The organism is Flavobacterium nackdongense (assembly GCF_004355225.1).
Classification (GTDB): domain Bacteria; phylum Bacteroidota; class Bacteroidia; order Flavobacteriales; family Flavobacteriaceae; genus Flavobacterium; species Flavobacterium nackdongense.
In genome coordinates, this window is sequence record NZ_CP037933.1 from 2,489,765 (window position 1) to 2,510,081 (window position 20,317).

The 20,317-nt window shown below is 36.9% G+C and carries 15 protein-coding genes and 1 pseudogene; 3 read left to right on the plus strand and 13 right to left on the minus strand.

The features are described 5' to 3' along the window. The 13 genes and pseudogenes from E1750_RS10640 to trhO all read right to left on the minus strand — a co-directional run. Positions 1–699, minus strand: coding sequence for a CoA transferase subunit A (locus E1750_RS10640; RefSeq protein ID WP_133276759.1), 699 nt, complete (start codon positions 697–699; stop codon positions 1–3). A 33-nt stretch (positions 700–732) separates the two neighbouring features. Continuing rightward, on the minus strand, positions 733–1,554 hold the full coding sequence (blaOXA, locus tag E1750_RS10645) for a class D beta-lactamase (protein ID WP_133276760.1): 822 nt from the start codon (positions 1,552–1,554) through the stop codon (positions 733–735). Between the two features lie 165 nt (positions 1,555–1,719). After that, a complete protein-coding gene (locus E1750_RS10650) occupies positions 1,720–4,032 on the minus strand; it encodes a penicillin-binding protein 1A (protein WP_133276761.1) in 2,313 nt (770 codons plus the stop codon). Positions 4,033–4,041: 9 nt separating this feature from the next. Further along, the gene (locus E1750_RS10655; protein WP_133276762.1) at positions 4,042–4,521 is read right to left on the minus strand and encodes a gliding motility lipoprotein GldH; all 480 of its coding nucleotides are present in this window, start codon (positions 4,519–4,521) and stop codon (positions 4,042–4,044) included. Beyond that, positions 4,505–5,854: a PSP1 domain-containing protein gene (locus E1750_RS10660; RefSeq protein ID WP_133276763.1), complete on the minus strand. Its 1,350-nt coding sequence runs from the start codon at positions 5,852–5,854 to the stop codon at positions 4,505–4,507. The genes E1750_RS10655 and E1750_RS10660 overlap by 17 nt, the downstream gene beginning before the upstream one ends. A 289-nt stretch (positions 5,855–6,143) precedes the next feature. After that, positions 6,144–6,998, minus strand: coding sequence for a DUF4397 domain-containing protein (locus E1750_RS10665; protein ID WP_133276764.1), 855 nt, complete (start codon positions 6,996–6,998; stop codon positions 6,144–6,146). Positions 6,999–7,024: 26 nt separating this feature from the next. Beyond that, positions 7,025–8,644: a SusD/RagB family nutrient-binding outer membrane lipoprotein gene (locus tag E1750_RS10670; RefSeq protein WP_133276765.1), complete on the minus strand. Its 1,620-nt coding sequence runs from the start codon at positions 8,642–8,644 to the stop codon at positions 7,025–7,027. Positions 8,645–8,654: 10 nt separating this feature from the next. Then, a complete protein-coding gene (locus E1750_RS10675) occupies positions 8,655–11,717 on the minus strand; it encodes a SusC/RagA family TonB-linked outer membrane protein (RefSeq protein WP_133276766.1) in 3,063 nt (1,020 codons plus the stop codon). A 187-nt stretch (positions 11,718–11,904) separates the two neighbouring features. Next, positions 11,905–13,302 carry a hypothetical protein gene (locus tag E1750_RS10680; RefSeq protein WP_133276767.1) on the minus strand — a complete coding sequence of 466 codons (1,398 nt, stop codon included), beginning with the start codon at positions 13,300–13,302 and terminating at the stop codon, positions 11,905–11,907. A gap of 248 nt (positions 13,303–13,550) precedes the next feature. Beyond that, on the minus strand, positions 13,551–13,781 hold the full coding sequence (locus E1750_RS10685) for a ferredoxin (protein ID WP_133276768.1): 231 nt from the start codon (positions 13,779–13,781) through the stop codon (positions 13,551–13,553). Continuing rightward, positions 13,781–15,022, minus strand: a complete 1,242-nt coding sequence (locus E1750_RS10690; RefSeq protein ID WP_133276769.1) for a peptidase U32 family protein — start codon at positions 15,020–15,022, stop codon at positions 13,781–13,783. The genes E1750_RS10685 and E1750_RS10690 overlap by 1 nt, the downstream gene beginning before the upstream one ends. A gap of 420 nt (positions 15,023–15,442) precedes the next feature. After that, the gene (tnpA, locus tag E1750_RS10700) at positions 15,443–15,829 is read right to left on the minus strand and encodes an IS200/IS605 family transposase (RefSeq protein WP_133276770.1); all 387 of its coding nucleotides are present in this window, start codon (positions 15,827–15,829) and stop codon (positions 15,443–15,445) included. Between the two features lie 115 nt (positions 15,830–15,944). Beyond that, positions 15,945–16,970 (minus strand): annotated as a pseudogene (trhO, locus tag E1750_RS10705) (oxygen-dependent tRNA uridine(34) hydroxylase TrhO); the annotation flags it as partial. Between the two features lie 285 nt (positions 16,971–17,255). Between trhO and trpS the strand changes: the two are divergent. The 3 genes from trpS to E1750_RS10720 all read left to right on the plus strand — a co-directional run bounded on the left by trpS (position 17,256) and on the right by E1750_RS10720 (position 20,163). Then, positions 17,256–18,227: a tryptophan--tRNA ligase gene (trpS, locus tag E1750_RS10710; RefSeq protein ID WP_133276771.1), complete on the plus strand. Its 972-nt coding sequence runs from the start codon at positions 17,256–17,258 to the stop codon at positions 18,225–18,227. A 452-nt stretch (positions 18,228–18,679) separates the two neighbouring features. Next, the gene (locus E1750_RS10715; RefSeq protein WP_133276772.1) at positions 18,680–19,597 is read left to right on the plus strand and encodes a hypothetical protein; all 918 of its coding nucleotides are present in this window, start codon (positions 18,680–18,682) and stop codon (positions 19,595–19,597) included. 14 nt (positions 19,598–19,611) lie between these two features. Beyond that, positions 19,612–20,163, plus strand: a complete 552-nt coding sequence (locus tag E1750_RS10720) for a hypothetical protein (RefSeq protein WP_133276773.1) — start codon at positions 19,612–19,614, stop codon at positions 20,161–20,163. Positions 20,164–20,317 lie beyond the last annotated feature (154 nt).

The following is a 20,317-nucleotide window of genomic DNA, read 5'->3' on the forward strand; positions in this document are numbered from 1 at the left end:
CTACTTTTCCCTCACTGTCCTTTTCTCAATCCTCTTCTCGTATTTTTCGCCTTGAAAGATGCGTTGCACGAATATTCCGGGAATGTGAATTTGGTTGGGGTCTAGCATTCCGGCTTCAACTAATTCTTCGACTTCGGCGATGGTGATTTTTGCGGCACCTGCCATACAGGGATTGAAATTTCGGGCGGTTCCTTTGAAAATTAGATTTCCTGCGGTGTCGCCTTTCCAAGCTTTTACAATGGCGAAATCGGCTTTGAAAGCCAATTCCATTATGTGCATTTTTCCGTTGAATTCTCGGGTTTCTTTGCCAATGGCGACTTCGGTTCCGAAACCTGCGGGAGTGAAAAAAGCAGGAATTCCGGTTTGGGCAGCACGACATCTTTCGGCTAAAGTTCCTTGTGGAATGAGTTCTACTTCGAGTTCACCGGTCAACATTTGGCGTTCGAATTCGGCATTTTCGCCAACGTAGGAAGAAATCATTTTTTTGATTTGACGTTTTTGCAAAAGCAGTCCAAGACCAAAATCATCGACTCCCGCATTGTTGGAAATACAGGTAAGATTGGTGGTTTCTTTTTTGACGAGTTCAGCAATGGAGTTTTCGGGAATACCACATAAACCGAAACCGCCCAGCATAAGGGTCATTCCGTTTTCGATTCCTTGGAGTGCTTCTTGAACGTTATTTACTTTCTTGTTGATCATAATTGGTTACTAATTTAAACAATTAAAAGCATTTTATTTCAAATTTTTAAGGGTTTTGAAAGCTGTTTTCGTCGCCATAATTCTAGCTGATAGAAATTCGTCGTTATAGGCTTCCTTTTTGATGGGTTCAAGGTTGGTAGCAAAGAAATAAACCTTGTTTTTTGCCTCAAAATAACCAACGAACCAACCATTATACCATTCGTTTTTTACGGATAAACCTGTTTTGCCGCTTAAGGTATAAGCATCGGTTTTCTCGATTAATAGTATGTTTTTTACTATTGATTCTGTTCTTTTTGAAATAGGTAATTCTGAAAAATAGAATCTTTTTAGGAACTGAATTTGTTGGGTTTGCGTTATTTTAGATTCACCTTCTAGCCAAAAATTGTCGATGGTTGAACTATCAAAAATCATTTCTTTATAATTGATTTTCTTAAGATAGGTTTTCATTCTTTCGACACCAATTTTTCGTGCCACTTCCTGATAACAAGGCACGCAAGAAAATTGAAATGCTTCTTTGAACGTTAAGTCTTGTTCCCATTTTTTATTCCATCTTTGTTCTCCATTCCATTTAAAAATAGCGGAATCATTTTTTATAACGCCTGTTTCAAGCGCAATAATAGAATTGGGAATTTTAAATGTTGATGCTGGAATATTACCCTTTTTTGCCCAAGAAAAATCATTGGAATAATAGGTTTTTTTTGAAAAATCGTAGATTAATACGGCTCCTTTAACTTTTAAACTGTCTAGAATTTTGCTGAATTCAGGAACAAGAGTTTCTTTTTCCGGACTGTTTTTTGTTTGACAAGTCATCGTTAAACTCATCAAAAGAATCCAAATAGAAACTATTCTTTTCATTAATATTTTAGTTTATGTTTTGAAAACAAATGCCCTAGCCCTGATAGCAGTGTAAATCCTTATGTGCCGGTGTTCGGCACATAAGATTGTAACGAAGAGCAGGAAATAGCTCCTTATTAAACAAATCAAAAACCAGTGAGATTGCCTCGTTCCTCGCAATGACTGTTACATTTCGAATTCCTCTGTTTCTTCTTCTACGGCTGTCGTATCTTTCACAACGGCGCGTCGGGTGTAACAATCCACTTTTATCGAAAGATTGGCAGGTCTATCGAAGGGCTCTTTGGACACTTTGAGGTTTTCGTCTTCATAGCATTTTTTCATAAAATAGGCCCAAATCGGGAGTGCGGCTGTTGCTCCTTGACCATAAGTAAGGCTTTTGAAGCGTGCCGAACGGTCTTCGCAACCTACCCAAACTCCGGTAACTAGGTTGGGTACCATTCCCATAAACCAACCATCGGATTGGTTTTGAGTGGTTCCGGTTTTACCCGCAATTGGATTGGTAAACATATACGGATAACCTGTCCAGCGATTGTCGCCGCTTCCGCCACCCTGCGTACGTAATCTTGCTCCTGAACCACTTTCGGTTACTCCTTCGAGCAATTTGATTACCGCAAAAGCAATGTCTTTGTTCAATACATCGTGCGATTCTGGAATGGGTTCGTAGATGATTACACCGCTTTTGTCTTCAATACGTGAAATGAATTGCGGTTTTACATACACCCCTTGATTGGCAAAGGTTCCGTAGGCTGCCACCATATCTTCGACGGTGATGTCAACTGCTCCTAAGGCGATCGAAGGTTGCGCCGGAATTTGAGATTTTACACCCAATTTGTGTGTCAATTCGATAACGGCTTCTGGACCTGTTTTGTCTATCAATTTTGCTGAAATGGTGTTGATGGAGTTGGCCAATCCTTGTTTCAAAGTCACCATTCCGCGGTAACTGTTGTTGGAGTTTCTTGGTTCCCAATCTTCGGTTACGTGGTGGCGTCCTTTTCGAATCATAAATGGGCCGTCGAGAATCGTATCGCAAGGTGACATTCCCAATTGTTCGATGGCTGTGGCATAAACGAAAGGTTTGAATGTGGAGCCTACTTGTCTCGCGCCTTGTCCTACGTGATCGTATTGGAAATATTTGTAATTGATACCGCCCACCCAAGCTTTGATGTTTCCGGTTTGCGGTTCCATCGCCATTAAACCCGATTGTAGAAAGTGTTTGTAGTATCGAATAGAATCTAAAGGCGTCATTATGGTGTCTCTTTCTCCTTTCCAAGTGAATACTTTCATTTTGGTTTTTTGACTGAAAGAGGCGATGATTTCTTCCTCGGATTTATCCATTTCAGCCATTACTGTCCAACGATAGGAAGCCTTCATGGCTTGTTTCATAATTCGGTCGGTTTCTGCCTGCGAAATATTTACAAAAGGAGCATTTTTGTTGGTTTTGGCTTCTTCAAAAAATTGTTCTTGTAGGTTTGCCATGTGTTTTTCAACGGCTTCTTCGGCGTGCAATTGCATTCTGGAATCTATGGTAGTGTATATTTTTAGACCGTCTTTGTAAATGTTATAATCGGACCCATCGGCTTTTTTGTTTTCCTCTCCCCATTTTTTCATATAATCGCGCAAATATTCTCGGAAATAGGTTGCGGTTCCTTCGCGGTGACTTTCTAATTTGAAACGTAGAGTGATGGGCAAAGCTTGTAGTTTAAGCTTTTGATCTTCGGAAATAATTCCAACCTTTTCCATTTGAGATAGCACTACATTTCTACGGTTTTTCACACCTTGCGGATTTCTAACCGGATTGTATAAACCGGAGTTTTTGAACATTCCAACCAAGATTGCCGATTCGTCTATGGTTAAATCTTTGGGAGCTTTTGAAAAATAAGTTTGTGCAGCTGAACTTACTCCTACCGAATAATTACCGAAATCATAGACATTGCAATACATCGCAATGATTTCGTTTTTAGTGTATTGTCTTTCCAATCGAATGGCAATAATCCATTCCTTGATTTTTTGGACCATCCTAAAAGGAAGGAACTTGGAGCCCTCACCGTGGAATAATTGTTTGGCCAATTGTTGGGTCAAAGTCGATGCTCCTCCGCTTGTTCCCAGGCTAAAAACAGCTCTTAGAGTTCCTCTGCCATCGATACCTGAATGTTCGTAAAAACGCACATCTTCGGTTGCAACTAGCGCATCAACGAGGTTTTTGGGCAAGTCGGAATATTTTAATTGAGAGCGATTTTTTTCGAAATATTTACCTAAAATGACTCCATCTGAAGAGATAATTTCAGTGGCTAAATTAGAATCCGGGTTTTCTAAATCTTCGAATGAAGGCATAGATCCGAAAAGTCCCCAAGAGGCAAAAAGGAAAAATAATAACAATCCTCCTAGTCCATAAAAGAAGATTTTCCAGAATTTATTTTTGTAGTAGTTGATGTCTTTTTCTACTTTTTTTGTTTGAATATTGTTTTTTTGACTAGCCATAATACCTTCTTATTCTATATTTTCTATTCTAAAACCAACTTCTGTAATACCCTCCAAAGCTGTTACACCGGGAACTTTTCCGTTTTCGCGAACCGCTTGTTTGATATTTACTTTGTATTTTCCTCTAAATCGTACTTTTTCTTTGAAAAAAAGTTTATTTTCTTTGATGTCTGAAAAACCATCTCCCATTAGCGAACCGTCTGGATTGGCCATTTGATATTCCAGTGTGTCTACTTTTGTAAAGCCGTTGGGCAATTCTAAGCCCACGATCAAAAAGAGATTGTTGAACTTGTAGTCGTTGTTGTCTCTCAAAGTTACAAAAAGATTGTATCGTTTAGTCGAATCTAATTGGGGTAAATCGAAACTTACGACACTGTCCTTGTGCCAAGCTGTTCCCACGGATTTATATTCGTCGAAAACTCTTTTTTTGTCGCAGGAAAAAAAGAGAATTACAACTAAAACTAGTACGGCACTATTCCTTATTCTCATTTTTAGTAATAATTATAGGTTTTCTGGCAACAACAGGTTTTTTCTCACTCGGATTGTTCTGTTTTGTGTTGTTGTTTGGCCTGTTATTATTATGATTTTGTTTGTTATTATTGGGTCTGTTATTGTTGTTCCTATTCGCATTATTGTTGGCGCCATTCTTTGTATTGGCCTCATTGGTGGAGTTGGCAACAATAGCATTATCCCCGTTTTTGCGTTTTTTATTCGGCTTTTTCTTTTTCTTAGGTTGGTCAAAACGGGTTAAACTTTCTTGACCCATGGCGTTATTAAAGTGTTTTTCGGGTTCTTGAACCATTACAATGGCAAAATCTTCGAGCGAAGCCACTTTATTTTTAAGTTTGTTTTCGGCTATAATCTCTTTGACCTGATCAATTTTTAAAACGTGCCAATTGGCAAAATCATTGGTGTAAGCAAACCACATCAAGCCTTTGAAAATATCCTGTTTTTGACAAACTGCGTCTCCTTTTTCGGTGATTAATTTGGTGTCAAAGTCTGGAAACCCTTTTAGAGCATCCATATAAGTGTCGAGTTCGTAATTCAAACAACATTTTAATTTACCGCATTGTCCAGCCAGTTTTTGAGGGTTTAGAGACAATTGTTGGTAACGCGCTGCCGAGGTGTTTACGCTTCTAAAATCAGTGAGCCAAGTGGAACAACACAGTTCTCGACCGCAAGACCCAATTCCGCCCAAACGAGCCGCTTCTTGACGCAAACCAACTTGTTTCATTTCGACTCTGGTGCTGAATTCTTTTGCAAAGTCTTTGATTAAAAGTCTAAAATCGACTCTGTCATTGGCTGTGTAATAAAACGTCGCTTTGGATCCATCGCCTTGAAATTCGATATCAGAAATTTTCATTTCAAGTTTTTGGGCTATGGCCAACTCACGAGCACGAACCTTCATCGGCTCTTCTTTATCACGTGCTGCTGACCAAATATCGATGTCCCGTTGGGATGCTTTACGATAGACTTTAGGAATATCGGTACTGCTATGATTTACACCTTTTTTCTTCATTTGAATTCGAACCAATTCGCCTGTTAGGGTCACAATTCCTATGTCGTGGCCCGGAGAGGCTTCGGTTGCGACAATGTCGCCCATGCTTAAAGTTAGCTTTTCGGTATTGCGAAAAAATTCTTTTCTTCCGTTTTTAAAACGAACTTCCACACAGTCAAAAGGGGTTTCTCCGTTGGGCAAACTCATATTAGAAAGCCAGTCGAAAACCGTTAATTTGTTGCAGCTATCGGTGCCGCAGGTCCCATTATTTTTACAACCCTTTGGAGCGCCTCCATCAGAAGTTGAACAACTTGTACATGCCATAATTTTATATGTCGTATTGCGACGGGCGCAATTTAAGTTCTTAAACGTTTAAGTTTGTAAAGATAGTATTTTTTTAGTTTTAGATTTTCAAGTTTTCGAAAACAAAAAACCTCCATTTCTTTTTACGGAAATAGAGGTTTGAAGAAATACATTTTAAGTGTTATTTATCCCACCAAACTGGGGTAACAAGGATTTGAAATAGGTTGAATTCTTGAAAAGTTTAAAAAATTTAAAACAAAAAACCATCTTAGAAAACTAAGATGGCTTTAAGTACTTAACCAAAACAATATTATCTATTCGTGTAAAAAGTAATCGCTGGAACATTAACTGTCGTGCTTGGTGCTCCGGCAGATAAGCCTCCTACGAAGCCTCTAGAGAAAAAAGTATATATTCTACTACTTCTTGGGGTAATTGTCGTTGAGGCAATTACAGTTGTAGTCCCCGCTGTGCGCAATTGAACTGCATAAGCAATTGATTCAGTTTGCAAGTTCGGTTCCATTGCTATAAATGCAGTGCTTCCAGCCAAATAACCAATATTGCTAAATTTTGCGACCTCCTTTACAACCGAAGGAGTTGTAGATGTTGCAGGTACAGTTTTAGTAACAACAAGATCATATCCAGCAGTGGGTGTATTGGTAATTGCGTTGATGAAACGAACATAGCATAAGGTAGAATTTGATGCTACACTAAAATCATCTGCAATGGTATAATTGGTATACGTTGGAAAGCCAACTAAAAAGTTAGAATAGCGTTTTCCCGCCTCTAAGTTCAAATCCTGAGTCAATAATAGACTTTCAGGAACTGTAGTAGTCGCAGGGATAACCACTTTCATTTTTTGATTTCCTGCCAATACAGAGCTGTAATTAATTGATGCTGGGAATGTACCCCCAATACCAAAACCTACTGGCAAACCAGTCGAAATAGCCACCGGAGTGTATTTTACATTATCATTACCGAAGTAATTTATGGTAAAATTGGTTCCTGCTGGTCCAACTGCGGTGTGAATAAACTTTACACTTGCAGCATTTTCAGCTACAGGTTGTTCTAATTGTTGAAACACGTGCTCATCATCACAAGATAATAATGCAATACCTACCAAAGCAGGTAAAAGTGCTCTTGTTAATTTTATAAATTTATTTTTCATTTACTTTTTTTTAAGAATTACACTAATTAGGGTTGCATGAACCACATTTCTACAGTATGGTAATCAATTTTATCTCCTCCGATAGCTTGAAGTGCGCCAAAATTCCAAACGTATTCTGAATTATATCGTGGACGAACTCTGTATGGTAATTTACCATTGTTGTCCAAGAACAAACCACCATTGGCAGGATTAGGAACGGTATTTAATGTTGGATAAATATCAGTACCATATCGTGCTTTACGCATATCAGTCCAAGTTTCTAAATAACCAAAACCGTACAATGCTACATATTTTTGCATCATAATCATACTAAGAGTCAATTTTGTATTATCTGTTGGAATCAAATTTACATTCGCTAAAAAAGCTGCTTTTTCAGCTGCAGAAATCGCAGTAGTAATTGGGAATGTAGTTCTTGCAATAGTATATTTATTTACAAAATCGATACTGTTTGAAACAGCATTTTTATAGGTAATAAGCGCAGCGGCTTTATCTCCTTTTCGGAATTGGGCTTCTGCTTTAATAAATTGCATTTCGACGTAAGTCATTATCGGGAAATCTACATTGTTACGGAATAAATAACGTCCAATATCAGTAGAAAGCCCTACAGAGTAAGTACCCCATAAATTAGGGATTCTGGATGTTCCAGTGGTAGCTGCAAGCGTGTTTAGAGGATTGCCATTGTAAGTGTATTTTGTAGGATCAGGATTTGCAGCACTAGCTGGAGCTGTTTCAGACGAACCCACTGATGGCGCAAGTACTCTAGCCATTCTAGGGTCAATTGCCCCTGTAAAAATGCTTCCATCCATTGCTCTCACAATAAAATCTGTTTGACGGAAACTTGACCAGTTGTTGCGCAATGGTCCATAAAAGTTCGAATCATCAGTAATATTTCCATTGAATTTAATAACGAAATCGTCCGCAGAACTTGCCATGGCCTTGTCTACGAATCCGATAACTTTGTCAGGGTTATAAGTCGATTTATTAGAAATATTATTTGCATTTCTAGCTAATATCCCATTGACGAACTTAATCCATTTAGAACGATCGCCTGAGTACACTTTATCGCCTTGTGCCATGTAAGAGGCATTTACGCCGCCATCTGTGCGAGCTAAATCTGCGAGAGCATCGGCACACACTTTTTGCACTTCGGCATAAGCGGTTTCTTGGTTATCATAGTCGAAAGTTAAACGTTGGGTAAATACTTGGTCAAACTTCAATAAATCACCGTGGTAGTCGGTTGTAACTTGCCACGACCAAGCGCGCATAGCTTTCGAAGCGCCTAAAATGTCATAACGCTGTGCTTCTATCGCTCCTTCTTGCAAACGAGTGATGTTGAGTCCCATAGCAAAATAGGTCATTCTCCAAATCTCTCCACCTGCATCCGTGTTTTGTGAATAACCTAATCTATCCCAAACATTTCCTGCAGTTGAAACGGAATGGTACTGTGTGTAACTTCCTAAATATCGAGAATCAAATTGAATTCCTCTAGCCATCTGCTGCTGAATTGGAGCAATTAAACTAACAGGAGATACTTCCGTAGGAAAACTCGGGTTGACATTTAAATCAGTGATGTCATCACAACTTATGGCAGCGCAAGCAAAGCCCGCAGCTACTAATAATGTTTTTATTTTCATTGTTCTTTTCATAATCTATATTTTAGAATCCAAATTTCATATTAAAGTTAAATCCTCTTGGCGTCGAAAGCACACCATAGTCCATACCGGCACCACCGGCACCACCTGTCGATGCGTTAAGACCGTTTACTGCTGGATCTGCTCCTGTGTAATTGGTAACCATAAAGGCATCTGTTACTGTAAAGTTAATTCCAATAGATCTGAAGAACGTACTTTTTGCAAAAAATCTACTTGGCAATCGGTAGGATAAAGTAATATCTCTACAGCGCAACCAGTTGACATCTTTTTCGATAAAATCTGCGTCAACAAAGTTTGTAGTATAATAGTCTTGTTGGTAATAAGGAGTTACTTGAATGTTGTTCTGAGTTGGTGTCGCTGAATTTTCTAAACCATCTCTAACGATGCCATTTAGCACTCTTGGGGTTTCTCTATCCAATGTTCTAGTCGAAAGACCGTTAGAATAAAGTAACAATTCAGTTCCATTATAAACATCTCCACCTTTTCGAATATCTAATAGGAAGCTTAAACTAAACTCTTTATAATTAAAGGTATTTTGGAAGCCAATTACAAAATCAGGATTTCTGTCTCCAATAACGGGCCAATTATTATTTTCTAAAGGCATTCCATTAGCACCAGAAATTAGCGGTTGACCTGCATTGTTAAACAAATAATTATCTCCTGTTAGCGTGGTCAGAGGACTGCCAACTCTTGCGCCGGCTCTCACATTGGAATATAGCCAAGTATCAGACACATAATATTCAGGTAAGGTTGATGGCAAACTCAACAATTCGCTATCAGTTTTGGTAAAGTTAAGCATCATATTCCAATCAAAATTATCTGTCTGAATAGGAATAGCGGTAAGAGTGGCCTCAAGGCCTTCAACTCGAGTTGTACCGAAGTTAAACGATTGTACCACAAAACCTGTACCGTAGCTTAAGCGCAAGTTACGAATAATTTGATCTTCGGTTTCTTGACGATAAACAGCAACATCTAAGCCCAAACGGTTTTTGAAAAACTTAAGCTCGGTTCCAATCTCGTATGATTTTTTGAATTCGGGCTTTAAATCTGCATTAGCACCAGTTACACCGTAAGCAAAACCTGCTCCAGTAGTTAGTTGCGGCTGAAAATTAGATAGAATGTCATAAGCTGAAGCATCTTTACCAACTTGAGCATAAGAGGCTCGTAATTTTCCAACTGTTAGCCAATCGCTTTCGCGCAATGAGCCAATATTGGCAAAATTAAATGCTAAGGATGCCGAAGGATAAAAGAAATCATTATCGCCATAAGGCAAAGTAGATGTCCAGTCTTTACGTCCTGTCAAGGTCAAGGCCAATATTTTGTCATAATCAACAGTAGCCTCGCCATAGAAACCAATCACTTTCTTACGAATGATTCGTTGCTGAGAACGTTGTGTTGTTGGATCAGTGATGTTAATTGACAAGAAATCTTGCTCTAAAAATTTAGACCCTGAAGTCGAATTTACAGTTTGATAATTGTAATTGATGGCATTACCTACTATTAATTTTGTGCTAAATTTTCCGAATGATTTTCGTGCTTGTGCAAAAATATTAGTATTCGTATTAGTGGTGTTCGAAACATAATTTTCTATAAAACCACCAGTAGATAATCCAGCATTTGATTGAGGATGTGTTGCTCTAAATCCTTCTTGAGCAGTAACGTCCCAACCAGCTCTACCTGTAATACTTAACCAAGAAGCAGGGTCATAAACCAAGCCAATGTTAGAAACCATACGATTGGTTCTGTCTTCGGCAGGATTTTTGAACACCTCCCAGTAGGGGTTGTCAATTTCAGTAGAAACTGATAAATCTGTAATTCTTCTTCTAGTTACGCCATCAGCTTGCAAATAATTTCTTGCATCGTCATTTGCTGGCCACAAATATAAACTGTTTAAGAAACTCCCACCTCCTTTTGAGGCTTTAATGTTGGTTGACTTTGAGTATAAAAAGTTAGCATCTGACTTGAACTTTTTACCTATTTTGGCCGATCCGTTTAATGTAATGTTCAAACGATCGTAAGCCGTTGTGGGTACAACTCCTGTTTGTTTTAAATCTGCAACAGACAAACGATAAGTTAAAGCTTCCGTACCGCCTGTAAAAGTTAGGTTGTTTTGATGTGCAATACCGGTTTCAAAGAAATTAGAAACATTGTCGTATAATTTAGTTCCAGGCGCGTAACGCTCACCGAATGATTGAGTATTAACCGTTGAATTCAAACCATTTGTCCCTCTTTGGTAAACCGTTTGTGTATCAGCAAAACGATATACTTGTTCTATACGGGTGTTGGACGAAAATTCAACCGAGCCAACTCCTGCTTTTCCTTTTTTGGTGGTGATGATAATAGCCCCATTTCCTGCTTCAATTCCGTACAATGCCGCTGCTTCTGGTCCTTTTAGTACAGTAACAGATTCGATATCGTCTGGATTAATGTCGGCACCACGATTGGTGTAATCTTGGTTACGGTTAGGCTGATCAGATATCAACAATCCTTGGTTCAACGTTTGATTTGAAACTGGCAAACCGTCTACTATATATAGCGGGGAGTTGTTTCCACTCAAAGATCCTACACCACGTAGAGTTACAGCAGCTGATGCTCCTGGCGCTCCAGAAGTAGATACAACTGATAAACCAGCCACACGACCTTGTAAGGAATTAATGAAGTTGGGACGCTGAGTTTGCTCGATATCTTTACCGGCCACAGTTTGTTCTGCATATCCTAAAGAGCTTTTACTTCGTTTAATACCCAATGATCCAGTTACAGTAACCTCTTTTAAGGTTTGTGAACCTTCGTTCAAAACAATATTCATTGAAGGTCCAGAAATTTTCACATCTTTGGTGTCAAAACCAATGAATGAAAACTCTAAGATAGCTCCTTTTGGAGCTTTGATGGAGTAGGTTCCATCACCTCCTGTTGAGGAACCATTTTTTGTTCCTTTTATAAGAACATTAACTCCCGGTAACGCATTGCCACTCGGGTCAGATACTTTACCCTTTACTGTTATGTCTTGCGAAAAACCTGTAAGGATTCCAGCAAAAAACAGTAGTAGTAATAAATACTTTTTCTTCATAGTTAGTTAAATTTTTTAATTAGTTATGTAAACTTAATAAAAAAAATTTAGTTAGCAAGATATTGAAAACAAAATCATAACAATTTTGATTAAAATTGTTATTTATTTAAAAAAAGTGTTGATTATTGACTAATAATGTATGATAGTCAAATATGTAAAGGCCATTGTTTTGTCTTGAGGAATGCTTTTAGTTTAAGGAACCAAATGGCAGCGACGAAAACATTAATACAACCGAAAATACTTTTTCGTCTGCTATGGGAACATATAACAAACCCAAAACGGGTAGGTTATTGTAAATTTTTAGGCTGGCAATGTCTTGATTATTGATTTGAATGTTTATTTGATTTCCCGCCAGACATTTTTCAATTCTAAACGGGGTTTTATAGATTTCGCCTTCTAAAATATACGGATTTGGATAACTATTTTGGTTTGAAATCATCGCAAACCACGATTTTGGAATATCAGTTATTGTAGATTCTTTTTTACCATCCCAACATTGGGGAATAGTATTTTTGAAATTGGAACCGTTTCCGGAAATAAACCTAAAACTACCTATGGTGTCTTGGTCACGCACTAAAAAATGAGTTCTTTTAGAGTCAACAACTCGAGTAACTGTTCTGTTTCCATTCAAATAAGTAGTATAACTTTTGTGCCCATTATCATCCCTGCTAACTTCACGTGATTTTTCTTCTCGGACCGATTCTATAAACGGAATAGTACAATAATAGGAAATACTATCCTTCAAATCAGTAAACCCAAAAATAGTTTGATATTCGCGTTCTCTAATTTTATCGGTCTCCAAGCCGGTCAAAAGAGTAAGTGAAGAATTGAATAAATTGCTTTCAAAATTATTTTTCCGACCCGTTTGCACCGTATGATTCTTCAGCATCACCCATTCTTTTTTCAATTGAATTTGTTCGATAACCGAATCGTTTTTGGAAACGAAGTTTAATTTTTGGGCTTTGGCCAATGTTTTGTCAACCCCTAAAAACAAGCAAGCTGGAGTAATATCAAGTGTTAAGGTCTTTGATGGAGTTTCAGTTGCTGCAAAAAATTGTTGTATAGCAGTATCAAAAGCTTGTAAAAAAGAATCAGTAAGTGCGGGAACTTTTTGGATCAAAACTTGTCCGACCGGAATTTTTGTTCTTTTCAAATTGACCGTCATTTCATTCGAAAAAAGAACTGCCTCATTTGAACCATCGTAAATAACGGCTTTGATTTTTAAATGATATGGGGCTTTGTCTAAAGTTTCTAGAAGAGGAAAAGTTTGAAATGGTTTGAAATGTTCATCGTCTATTGGATAAGGACCGTTGTCAATAACTTGCAAGAATAAATGCCAACTTCCGGGAATTCCTTTTCGCAATTTTGATTTAAATCGTGGCGGTTTATTGAATAAAAATCCTGCATTCAGATCCCATTTAGGATTTAGAACTGTTGAATTCCATCGATTGTTTAGGGCCGAAAGCACACTGAGCCTCATTTTTTCAGCCACTACAGAATCATTAGCCAAAACAACGCGGGAGGTATAAATGGGAGCAAAGTCAATATAGTTTACAATCAGGTTTGGATTGAAAGCATATTCCATTTTTTCGACCCGTATAATTTGTTTCTCCGTAGATTGCGCAAAGGCAACAAAAGACGACAAACACAATAAAAATATTGTGATAAAACAGAGAATTCTACAACTATGAGCACTAATTTTCGACATAATTGAAATAGATTGCTGCAACTTGTACTACTCAAAGGTACAGTTTTAGCAACACATTTTCAATCAAAACCAGAATTAATTTTGCTAATAAATTCAATCGTTACAATTGACTATCAAAGAAATACCTATGTTTCCTTCACAGAAATTATTTTGACAGGGCAAGCTTTGGCGGCCAGTTCACAACTTTCGGCTATGGAATGATCGGGCGATTTGAGTGTAAAAAAACCTTTAGCATTGACGCTTTTAATCAAAACTGATTTCCCGTCTTTTTTGGACATTTGAAATTGAACAGGAGCCATTTCTACACAATAATTGCAGCCAATGCATTTGGCTCTTTGAAGCGTTACTATAACCATTAGGCTTCTACTATTTTATATAATTTGTCCGACATTCTAATTCTGAAAGGCAATTTGAACGTACAATCATCACCTTTGGTAGCTTTGTCAGCTGCAATATCATTGACATACATTTCTTCGATAATCATTTCTTGAGCTCCCGTACTTGGTCCAGTTACTAATATTTTATCTCCAATTTGAATGTCATAAGCCTCAATTTTGAATTGTCCAATTTCGGCTTTTGGGAAGTAATGGGTTCCTTTTCCCACATAAACTTTTTTCTGAGTGGCCATCGAACCCGAAACATCGCTCCATTCGCCCAATTCTTGCCCTAAATAGTAGCCTGACCAAAAACCACGATTGTAAACCGTACCCAAAGCTTCCATCCAAACCGCCACTTTTTCTTTCGAAAAGCTGCCTTCGTAATAACTATCAATGGCTTCACGATAGGTTTTGATGACTGTTGCTACATATTCTGGGGCGCGACCACGACCTTCGATTTTCAACACTTGAATGCCAGAATCGATCACTTGATCAAGGAAATCTAGGGTGCATAAATCTTTTGGCGACAACAAATATTCGTTGTCCACTTCAATTTCGAAACCCGTTTCCTGGTCCGTAAGTGTGTATTTCTTGCGGCAATTTTGTTTGCAAGCCCCACGATTGGCCGAGGAATTATCCGAATGTAAACTCAAATAACACTTTCCGGAAACCGCCATACACAGCGCGCCGTGACCGAAAATTTCGATTTCTACTAATTTTCCGTTTGGTCCTTTAATTTGTTCTTTTTCGATTTGTTCCGTGATTTTTTTTACTTGTCGCAGACTTAATTCGCGACTCAAAACCATAGTGTCAGCAAATAAACTGTAGAATTTTATGGTTTCGATATTGGTGATATTCAACTGCGTCGAAATGTGGACTTCCATTCCAATGCCCCTCGCCATCGCAATCACAGCTTGGTCTGAAGCGATAACGGCAGTAATGTTTGCCTCTTTGGCTTTGGCCAATAAGGTTTTTACAACCGATAAATCGTGGTCATAAATGATGGTATTTAAAGTTAGATACGTTCTTATTTTTTTGGCTTCGCAACGACGGGCTATTTCTTTTAAATCATCCATAGTGAAATTTACCGTTGCTCTAGCGCGCATATTCAGTTGCTCTACACCAAAATAAACCGAATCCGCATTATTATCGATGGCTGCCTGAAGCGATTCGAAGTTTCCGGCCGGAGCCATTAATTCTATTTTATTAGTTGTTGTCATATTAATTTTTATTATGTCTATCTCCCACGGTTGAAACCGTGGGTTATGTTTGTTGTTCTTTCTGCTTACCAAAGCTGAAGCCTTGGGTTATGGTTTTGATTGAATGATATATTTGTTTTTACCATTGTCCAAAGTTTTAATCTGGAAAAATTAAGCAAAAAATTAATCAAGATAATCCGTGTAATTTTACAAACTCATCATATTCCTCTTGACCATTTTTGTTTAAATGATGTTTTTTTTGATTTTTAACCCGTTGGGTGTAATTCAATTTAATTTTTTTTAAACACATAGAATCATAGTTTTTTATTAATTTTATTAAGACGCTTCGCTTGATTTTAGTAAATCATAGCTATGTGAACCCAAGAACTGGGCTATCCAACTCTTTTTTCTATGATTCTATGCGTTTCAATTTTACTATTTCTAAAAATTTAATAATTTCACCCAACGAGTTTGATTTTTAATATAATTATAGACCGTTTCCAGTTGAGATTCACTGACCGAAAAAGCAGCAAAACCAGTTTGCCAAGCAAATTTTTCAAGAATTAGGTTTTCTCCATTTATAGAATGAGAAGAGCTTCCTTTAACCTGTTTAATAACATCTGTAATAGCTTTTTGTGGGTTTAATAAAAATAAAGCATGAACATGATCTGGCATTCCATTAACTATTCTAACCGGACATCCAAGTTCAATTAATTCCTCACGAATATAACTATAAACCTGTTTTTCAATTGAAAAATCAATCAATTCATTTCTAAATTTTGTTGCCCAAATGGCATGAATCCATATTTTATTATACGAGTTTGGCATGTGTTTTCTTTGTTAGTTTCCCACGGTTGAAACCGTGGGTTATGGTTTTAGTGAAATTCTTCTTTAGTTTTTTCATTGCCCACGGTTTCAACCGTGGGAACATAATAATTTATTTTTTAAAAGTTAAAACATCAGATTTTCCTTTTTTGAAAATTTTATTTCCGTTTTTAATACCTCTACGAATCTCCTTTTGTTCCTCTTCCGAAAGATGAATGACTTCCTTACATTCCGATGAACAACAGTTTTCCATAGCGGTTTTGCATTCTTCGCATTGGATAAAAAGCAGGTGACAACCTTCGTTCGCACAATTCGTATGCACATCACAAGGTTTTCCGCATTGATGGCATTGCGACACAATATCATCGGTAATTCTTTCGCCCAAGCGGTGATCGAAAACAAAATTTTTGCCTATGAATTTGCTTTCTAAACCTTCGGCTTTGACTTGTCGTGTGTATTCAATTATTCCGCCTTCGAGTTGATAGACGTTTTCGAAACCTTTGTGTTTGAAATAAGCGCTGGCTTTTTCGCATCGAATGCCGCCGGTGCAATACATCAAAAGGTTTTTGTCATGTTTGTGTTCCGATAGTTGGTTTTCGATAATGGGCAAACTTTCTCTAAAAGTGTCCACATCGGGTTTTATGGCATTGGTAAAATGACCAATTTCACTTTCATAATGATTCCGCATATCGACCACAATCGTATTCGGGTCTTCTAGTAATTCGTTGAATTCCTTAGCTTTTAAGTGGATTCCAATATTGGTCACATCAAAAGTTTCGTCTACCAATCCATCGGCAACAATTTTGTCGCGGACTTTTATGGTGAGTTTCAAAAAAGAATAGTCATCGTGTTCAACGGCGATATTCAGCCGAATGCCTTTCATGAAATCGTACTTTTCTATGGTGTCTTTGAACGCATAAAAATGATCTGCCGGAAGTGATAACTGGGCGTTGATTCCTTCATTGGCAACATAAATTCGGCCTAAAACATCGAGAGGATTCCAAGCAAGAAATAATTCATTTCGGAACTCGGTTGGGTTTTGTAAATGCGCATAAGCATAGAAAGACAACGTGAGTCGCTGTTTTCCTGCCTCATCAATCAAGTGGGCTCGCTCTTCTGCGCTTAAGGTGTTGTACAGTTGCATGCTATAAACAGATTAAGTTGAGAAAATTTTTTGCAAAGGTAGGGATTTTAGATTTTAATTTTAAAATTGAAATATAAAATGAGCATAACTGATAATTGGTCGCAAACACCAATGATGATATGCAAATTACATATGCCAGATAAAAAACAATAAATAGCAACAAATGAAACTTCCCACTTCTAGCTTCCCACTTCTACCTTTTTAAATAGATTTTACTTATTTTTGCATCCTATTTAAATCCAAAATCCGCTTTCTTTTTGAACTTTGCGGTTAGAAAAAATTACAATGGCAAAAATACTCACCGGAGTTCAGAGTACGGGAACTCCACATTTAGGAAACTTACTTGGTGCAATCATACCTGCAATTGAATTATCAAATAATCCTGCAAACGAATCTTTTCTTTTCATTGCCGATTTGCATTCGATAACCCAAATAAAAGACGGAAAGACATTAAGAGCAAACACCTACAGTACTGCAGCGGCTTGGCTTGCCTGCGGTTTGAATGTAGAAAAAGTGGTTTTTTATCGTCAGTCCGATGTGCCACAAACAGCCGAATTGTCTTGGTATTTGAGTTGTTTTTTTCCTTTCCAAAGATTGACATTAGCACATTCTTTCAAGGACAAAGCCGATAGATTGGAAGACGTCAATGCGGGTTTGTTTTCCTATCCAATGCTTATGGCTGCCGATATTTTATTGTATGACGCCCAATTTGTTCCAGTTGGAAAAGACCAATTGCAACATTTAGAAATAACCCGTGATGTAGCTTCCCGTTTCAACCATCAAATGGGGGAAACTTTTGTAATTCCTGAAGCCATAATCCAAAAAGACACGATGTATGTTCCAGGAACTAATGGTGGAAAAATGAGCAAATCGGCCAATAATTACATCAATATTTTCCTTGAAGACAAGGCCTTACGCAAACAAATAATGAGTATCGAAACGGACAGTACTCCACTTGAAGCACCTAAAAATCCAGATACTTGCAATGCATTTGCACTTTATTCTTTATTGGCAAATGCAGCGCAAATCACAACAATGAGAGAAAATTATTTGGCTGGAAATTATGGTTACGGTCATGCCAAACAAGCCTTATTTGAATTGATTATAGAAAAATTCAAAGTAGAAAGAGAGCAATACAATTACTATATGAACAACCTCGCCGAAGTAGATGCTTTATTGAAAATTGGTGCAGAAAAAGCAGGAGTTGTAGCTAATGGTGTTTTAGGAAGAGTGAGAGAAAAATTGGGGTTTGAATAAGAATTCAATTTATGACACAGATTTGCTTTGCCTGTTCTATCGCTCGGGTCACAAATTAGCACAGATTAATTTGTCAAAATTTGTGTCAAATGTTTTGTAACTATTCTACAAGTGTAATCATCTTTTATCGCCTCGAACATTTTCCCCGGCAAAGGTCGAATCACGCTTTTGAGTTCCGTAATAAAAAAGAACATAAAAAACACCTACTAAGGTAAGTTATAAATTTTTATTTCATACTTTTGGTAAGGCTGCTGAAATAGAGTCTTCACAACTTTAACCAAATAATTATGAAAAAAGTCTTTTTTATTGTAACACTTATGAGTGTTTACGCTTTGTTATTCTTAAATTCCTGTACAAATGAAGATCCAGCTAGTGAAGCCAAAGCTGATTTAATTAATATCAATCTGGCTAGATAACATTTTAGTAACACACCAATTAAATTAAAAACTAATTTGTATTTTTCGAATGAAATAGATTGGGAAAAGGGTTATTTTGAAAACGACACCTTATCTATTCCAATTTTATCAAACAAGCCCATTTTGATTAAGAGATTAAAAAATCCAAATTCATCAAAATATTTATATCCATTTCTTCTTGTAACCAAAAATAAATCGAACAACACTTTCGATTATAATTTAAAAGTATTTATTGCTACAAATAGTTATGGCTATAATAAAGATAGTTTTCACTTATATGACATAAACAATAAATTAATTCTAAATAAAGAAAAATCAGCATATAAAGAGCCTTCAAAAACATCAAAAACCAGTGCTGTCGAATGTCAATTATGGGGCAGGTTCTCAATCGATCTTGAAACAGGAAGAGAAACACTGTTATATACTTGGTGGGCATGTTCTGGATCTAACCACCCTGAACAGGTTCCCCCTAGTGATGGAGGTGGTGGAGAACCTGAACCTGCCCCAATGCCTCCTAGCTGTCAAGCATTTAACTACTCTACCATTGGTAGTAATTGGCAATCTTCCGCAACTAAAAACATTGTAGCTGTAATAGGTTACCGCGACCTTGCTACTGGAGCATTTAATGCTGTTCCAATATTATTCCCTCAGCCCATCTATTTTGAGATGCCAATTAATTCAGCATCTAACGGAGGAAATGTATCTCCTGGTAGAGCAGCTGAATTAACAGCATTGGCATTAGGAACCGCTATTAATAGAGCAAAATATTATTTTTTGGCTACAGATGCATCTCAATCTCAAGTACAAGCAAAACTTTGGGAGTATATACGAGATGAAATGACTAATGGGACACATGTTATTGGTGGTAGAGCCAGTTTTACTCCTCCTTTAGGTTTTAGTGGAGAAATTAAAGATTACGAAGCTTATTGGTTTCTACCAGATGATTGCGATTAAATTTATATATAAATATGCTAATTGAAAATTTCTTGAACAATATCGCTTATCTTTACTATCCTAAAGACAAATCTATTTTTGATTTAGATTATAATGATACTACAGAACATAGGCTCTATATGAAAAAAGTATATCTCAATCATTCATGTGATGATGATGAGTTAGTACTATTTTTAAAAAAATTAAATGAAAAAATTAAGCCATTATCAATAGTCGAATTCAAAATGGGCTCAAATTTTCCGTCATATAATTTTCAAATTATATTGGATTCTAACAAATCAAATGTAATATCTGTTTACATTAGTCATTTAATACCTTTTTTTCATATTAGACAACTAGAAGGAAATATCAATTTAAACAAAAGCGAAATTTCCATTAATAAGGATTATTCTGGTCAAGTGTTAGATTTGGTCAATTTAATAAAAAATGAATTAAATCAAAATATCTTTTATTATGAATTCCCTGACGACAAATTATTAAAAACAATTCCTAAAATAAGAACAGAAGAAAACTTTACATATTTTAATGCTTTTTTCATAGACTATTACAGAATTATTAACTTTTAAAGCAAAATTCTATGGACATCAACATCGGTAATTATTATTTTATTATTCTTAATACACATGTACTATTTATAGTGTTTTTTTTCATAATCATAGGTTATGTAATCTTGAAAAGAATGAAAAAGAGAAAATGCTAAATCATAAAAAAATATTAGGA

Bases quoted from the DNA above. Each gene is read 5' to 3' on its own strand.
- E1750_RS10640 (WP_133276759.1), bottom strand. From the start codon at position 699: ATGATCAACAAGAAAGTAAATAACGTTCAAGAAGCACTCCAAGGAATC.
- blaOXA (WP_133276760.1), bottom strand. From the start codon at position 1,554: ATGAAAAGAATAGTTTCTATTTGGATTCTTTTGATGAGTTTAACGATG.
- E1750_RS10650 (WP_133276761.1), bottom strand. From the start codon at position 4,032: ATGGCTAGTCAAAAAAACAATATTCAAACAAAAAAAGTAGAAAAAGAC.
- E1750_RS10655 (WP_133276762.1), bottom strand. From the start codon at position 4,521: ATGAGAATAAGGAATAGTGCCGTACTAGTTTTAGTTGTAATTCTCTTT.
- E1750_RS10660 (WP_133276763.1), bottom strand. From the start codon at position 5,854: ATGGCATGTACAAGTTGTTCAACTTCTGATGGAGGCGCTCCAAAGGGT.
- E1750_RS10665 (WP_133276764.1), bottom strand. From the start codon at position 6,998: ATGAAAAATAAATTTATAAAATTAACAAGAGCACTTTTACCTGCTTTG.
- E1750_RS10670 (WP_133276765.1), bottom strand. From the start codon at position 8,644: ATGAAAAGAACAATGAAAATAAAAACATTATTAGTAGCTGCGGGCTTT.
- E1750_RS10675 (WP_133276766.1), bottom strand. From the start codon at position 11,717: ATGAAGAAAAAGTATTTATTACTACTACTGTTTTTTGCTGGAATCCTT.
- E1750_RS10680 (WP_133276767.1), bottom strand. From the start codon at position 13,302: ATGGAATATGCTTTCAATCCAAACCTGATTGTAAACTATATTGACTTT.
- E1750_RS10685 (WP_133276768.1), bottom strand. From the start codon at position 13,781: ATGGTTATAGTAACGCTTCAAAGAGCCAAATGCATTGGCTGCAATTAT.
- E1750_RS10690 (WP_133276769.1), bottom strand. From the start codon at position 15,022: ATGACAACAACTAATAAAATAGAATTAATGGCTCCGGCCGGAAACTTC.
- tnpA (WP_133276770.1), bottom strand. From the start codon at position 15,829: ATGCCAAACTCGTATAATAAAATATGGATTCATGCCATTTGGGCAACA.
- trpS (WP_133276771.1), top strand. From the start codon at position 17,256: ATGGCAAAAATACTCACCGGAGTTCAGAGTACGGGAACTCCACATTTA.
- E1750_RS10720 (WP_133276773.1), top strand. From the start codon at position 19,612: ATGCTAATTGAAAATTTCTTGAACAATATCGCTTATCTTTACTATCCT.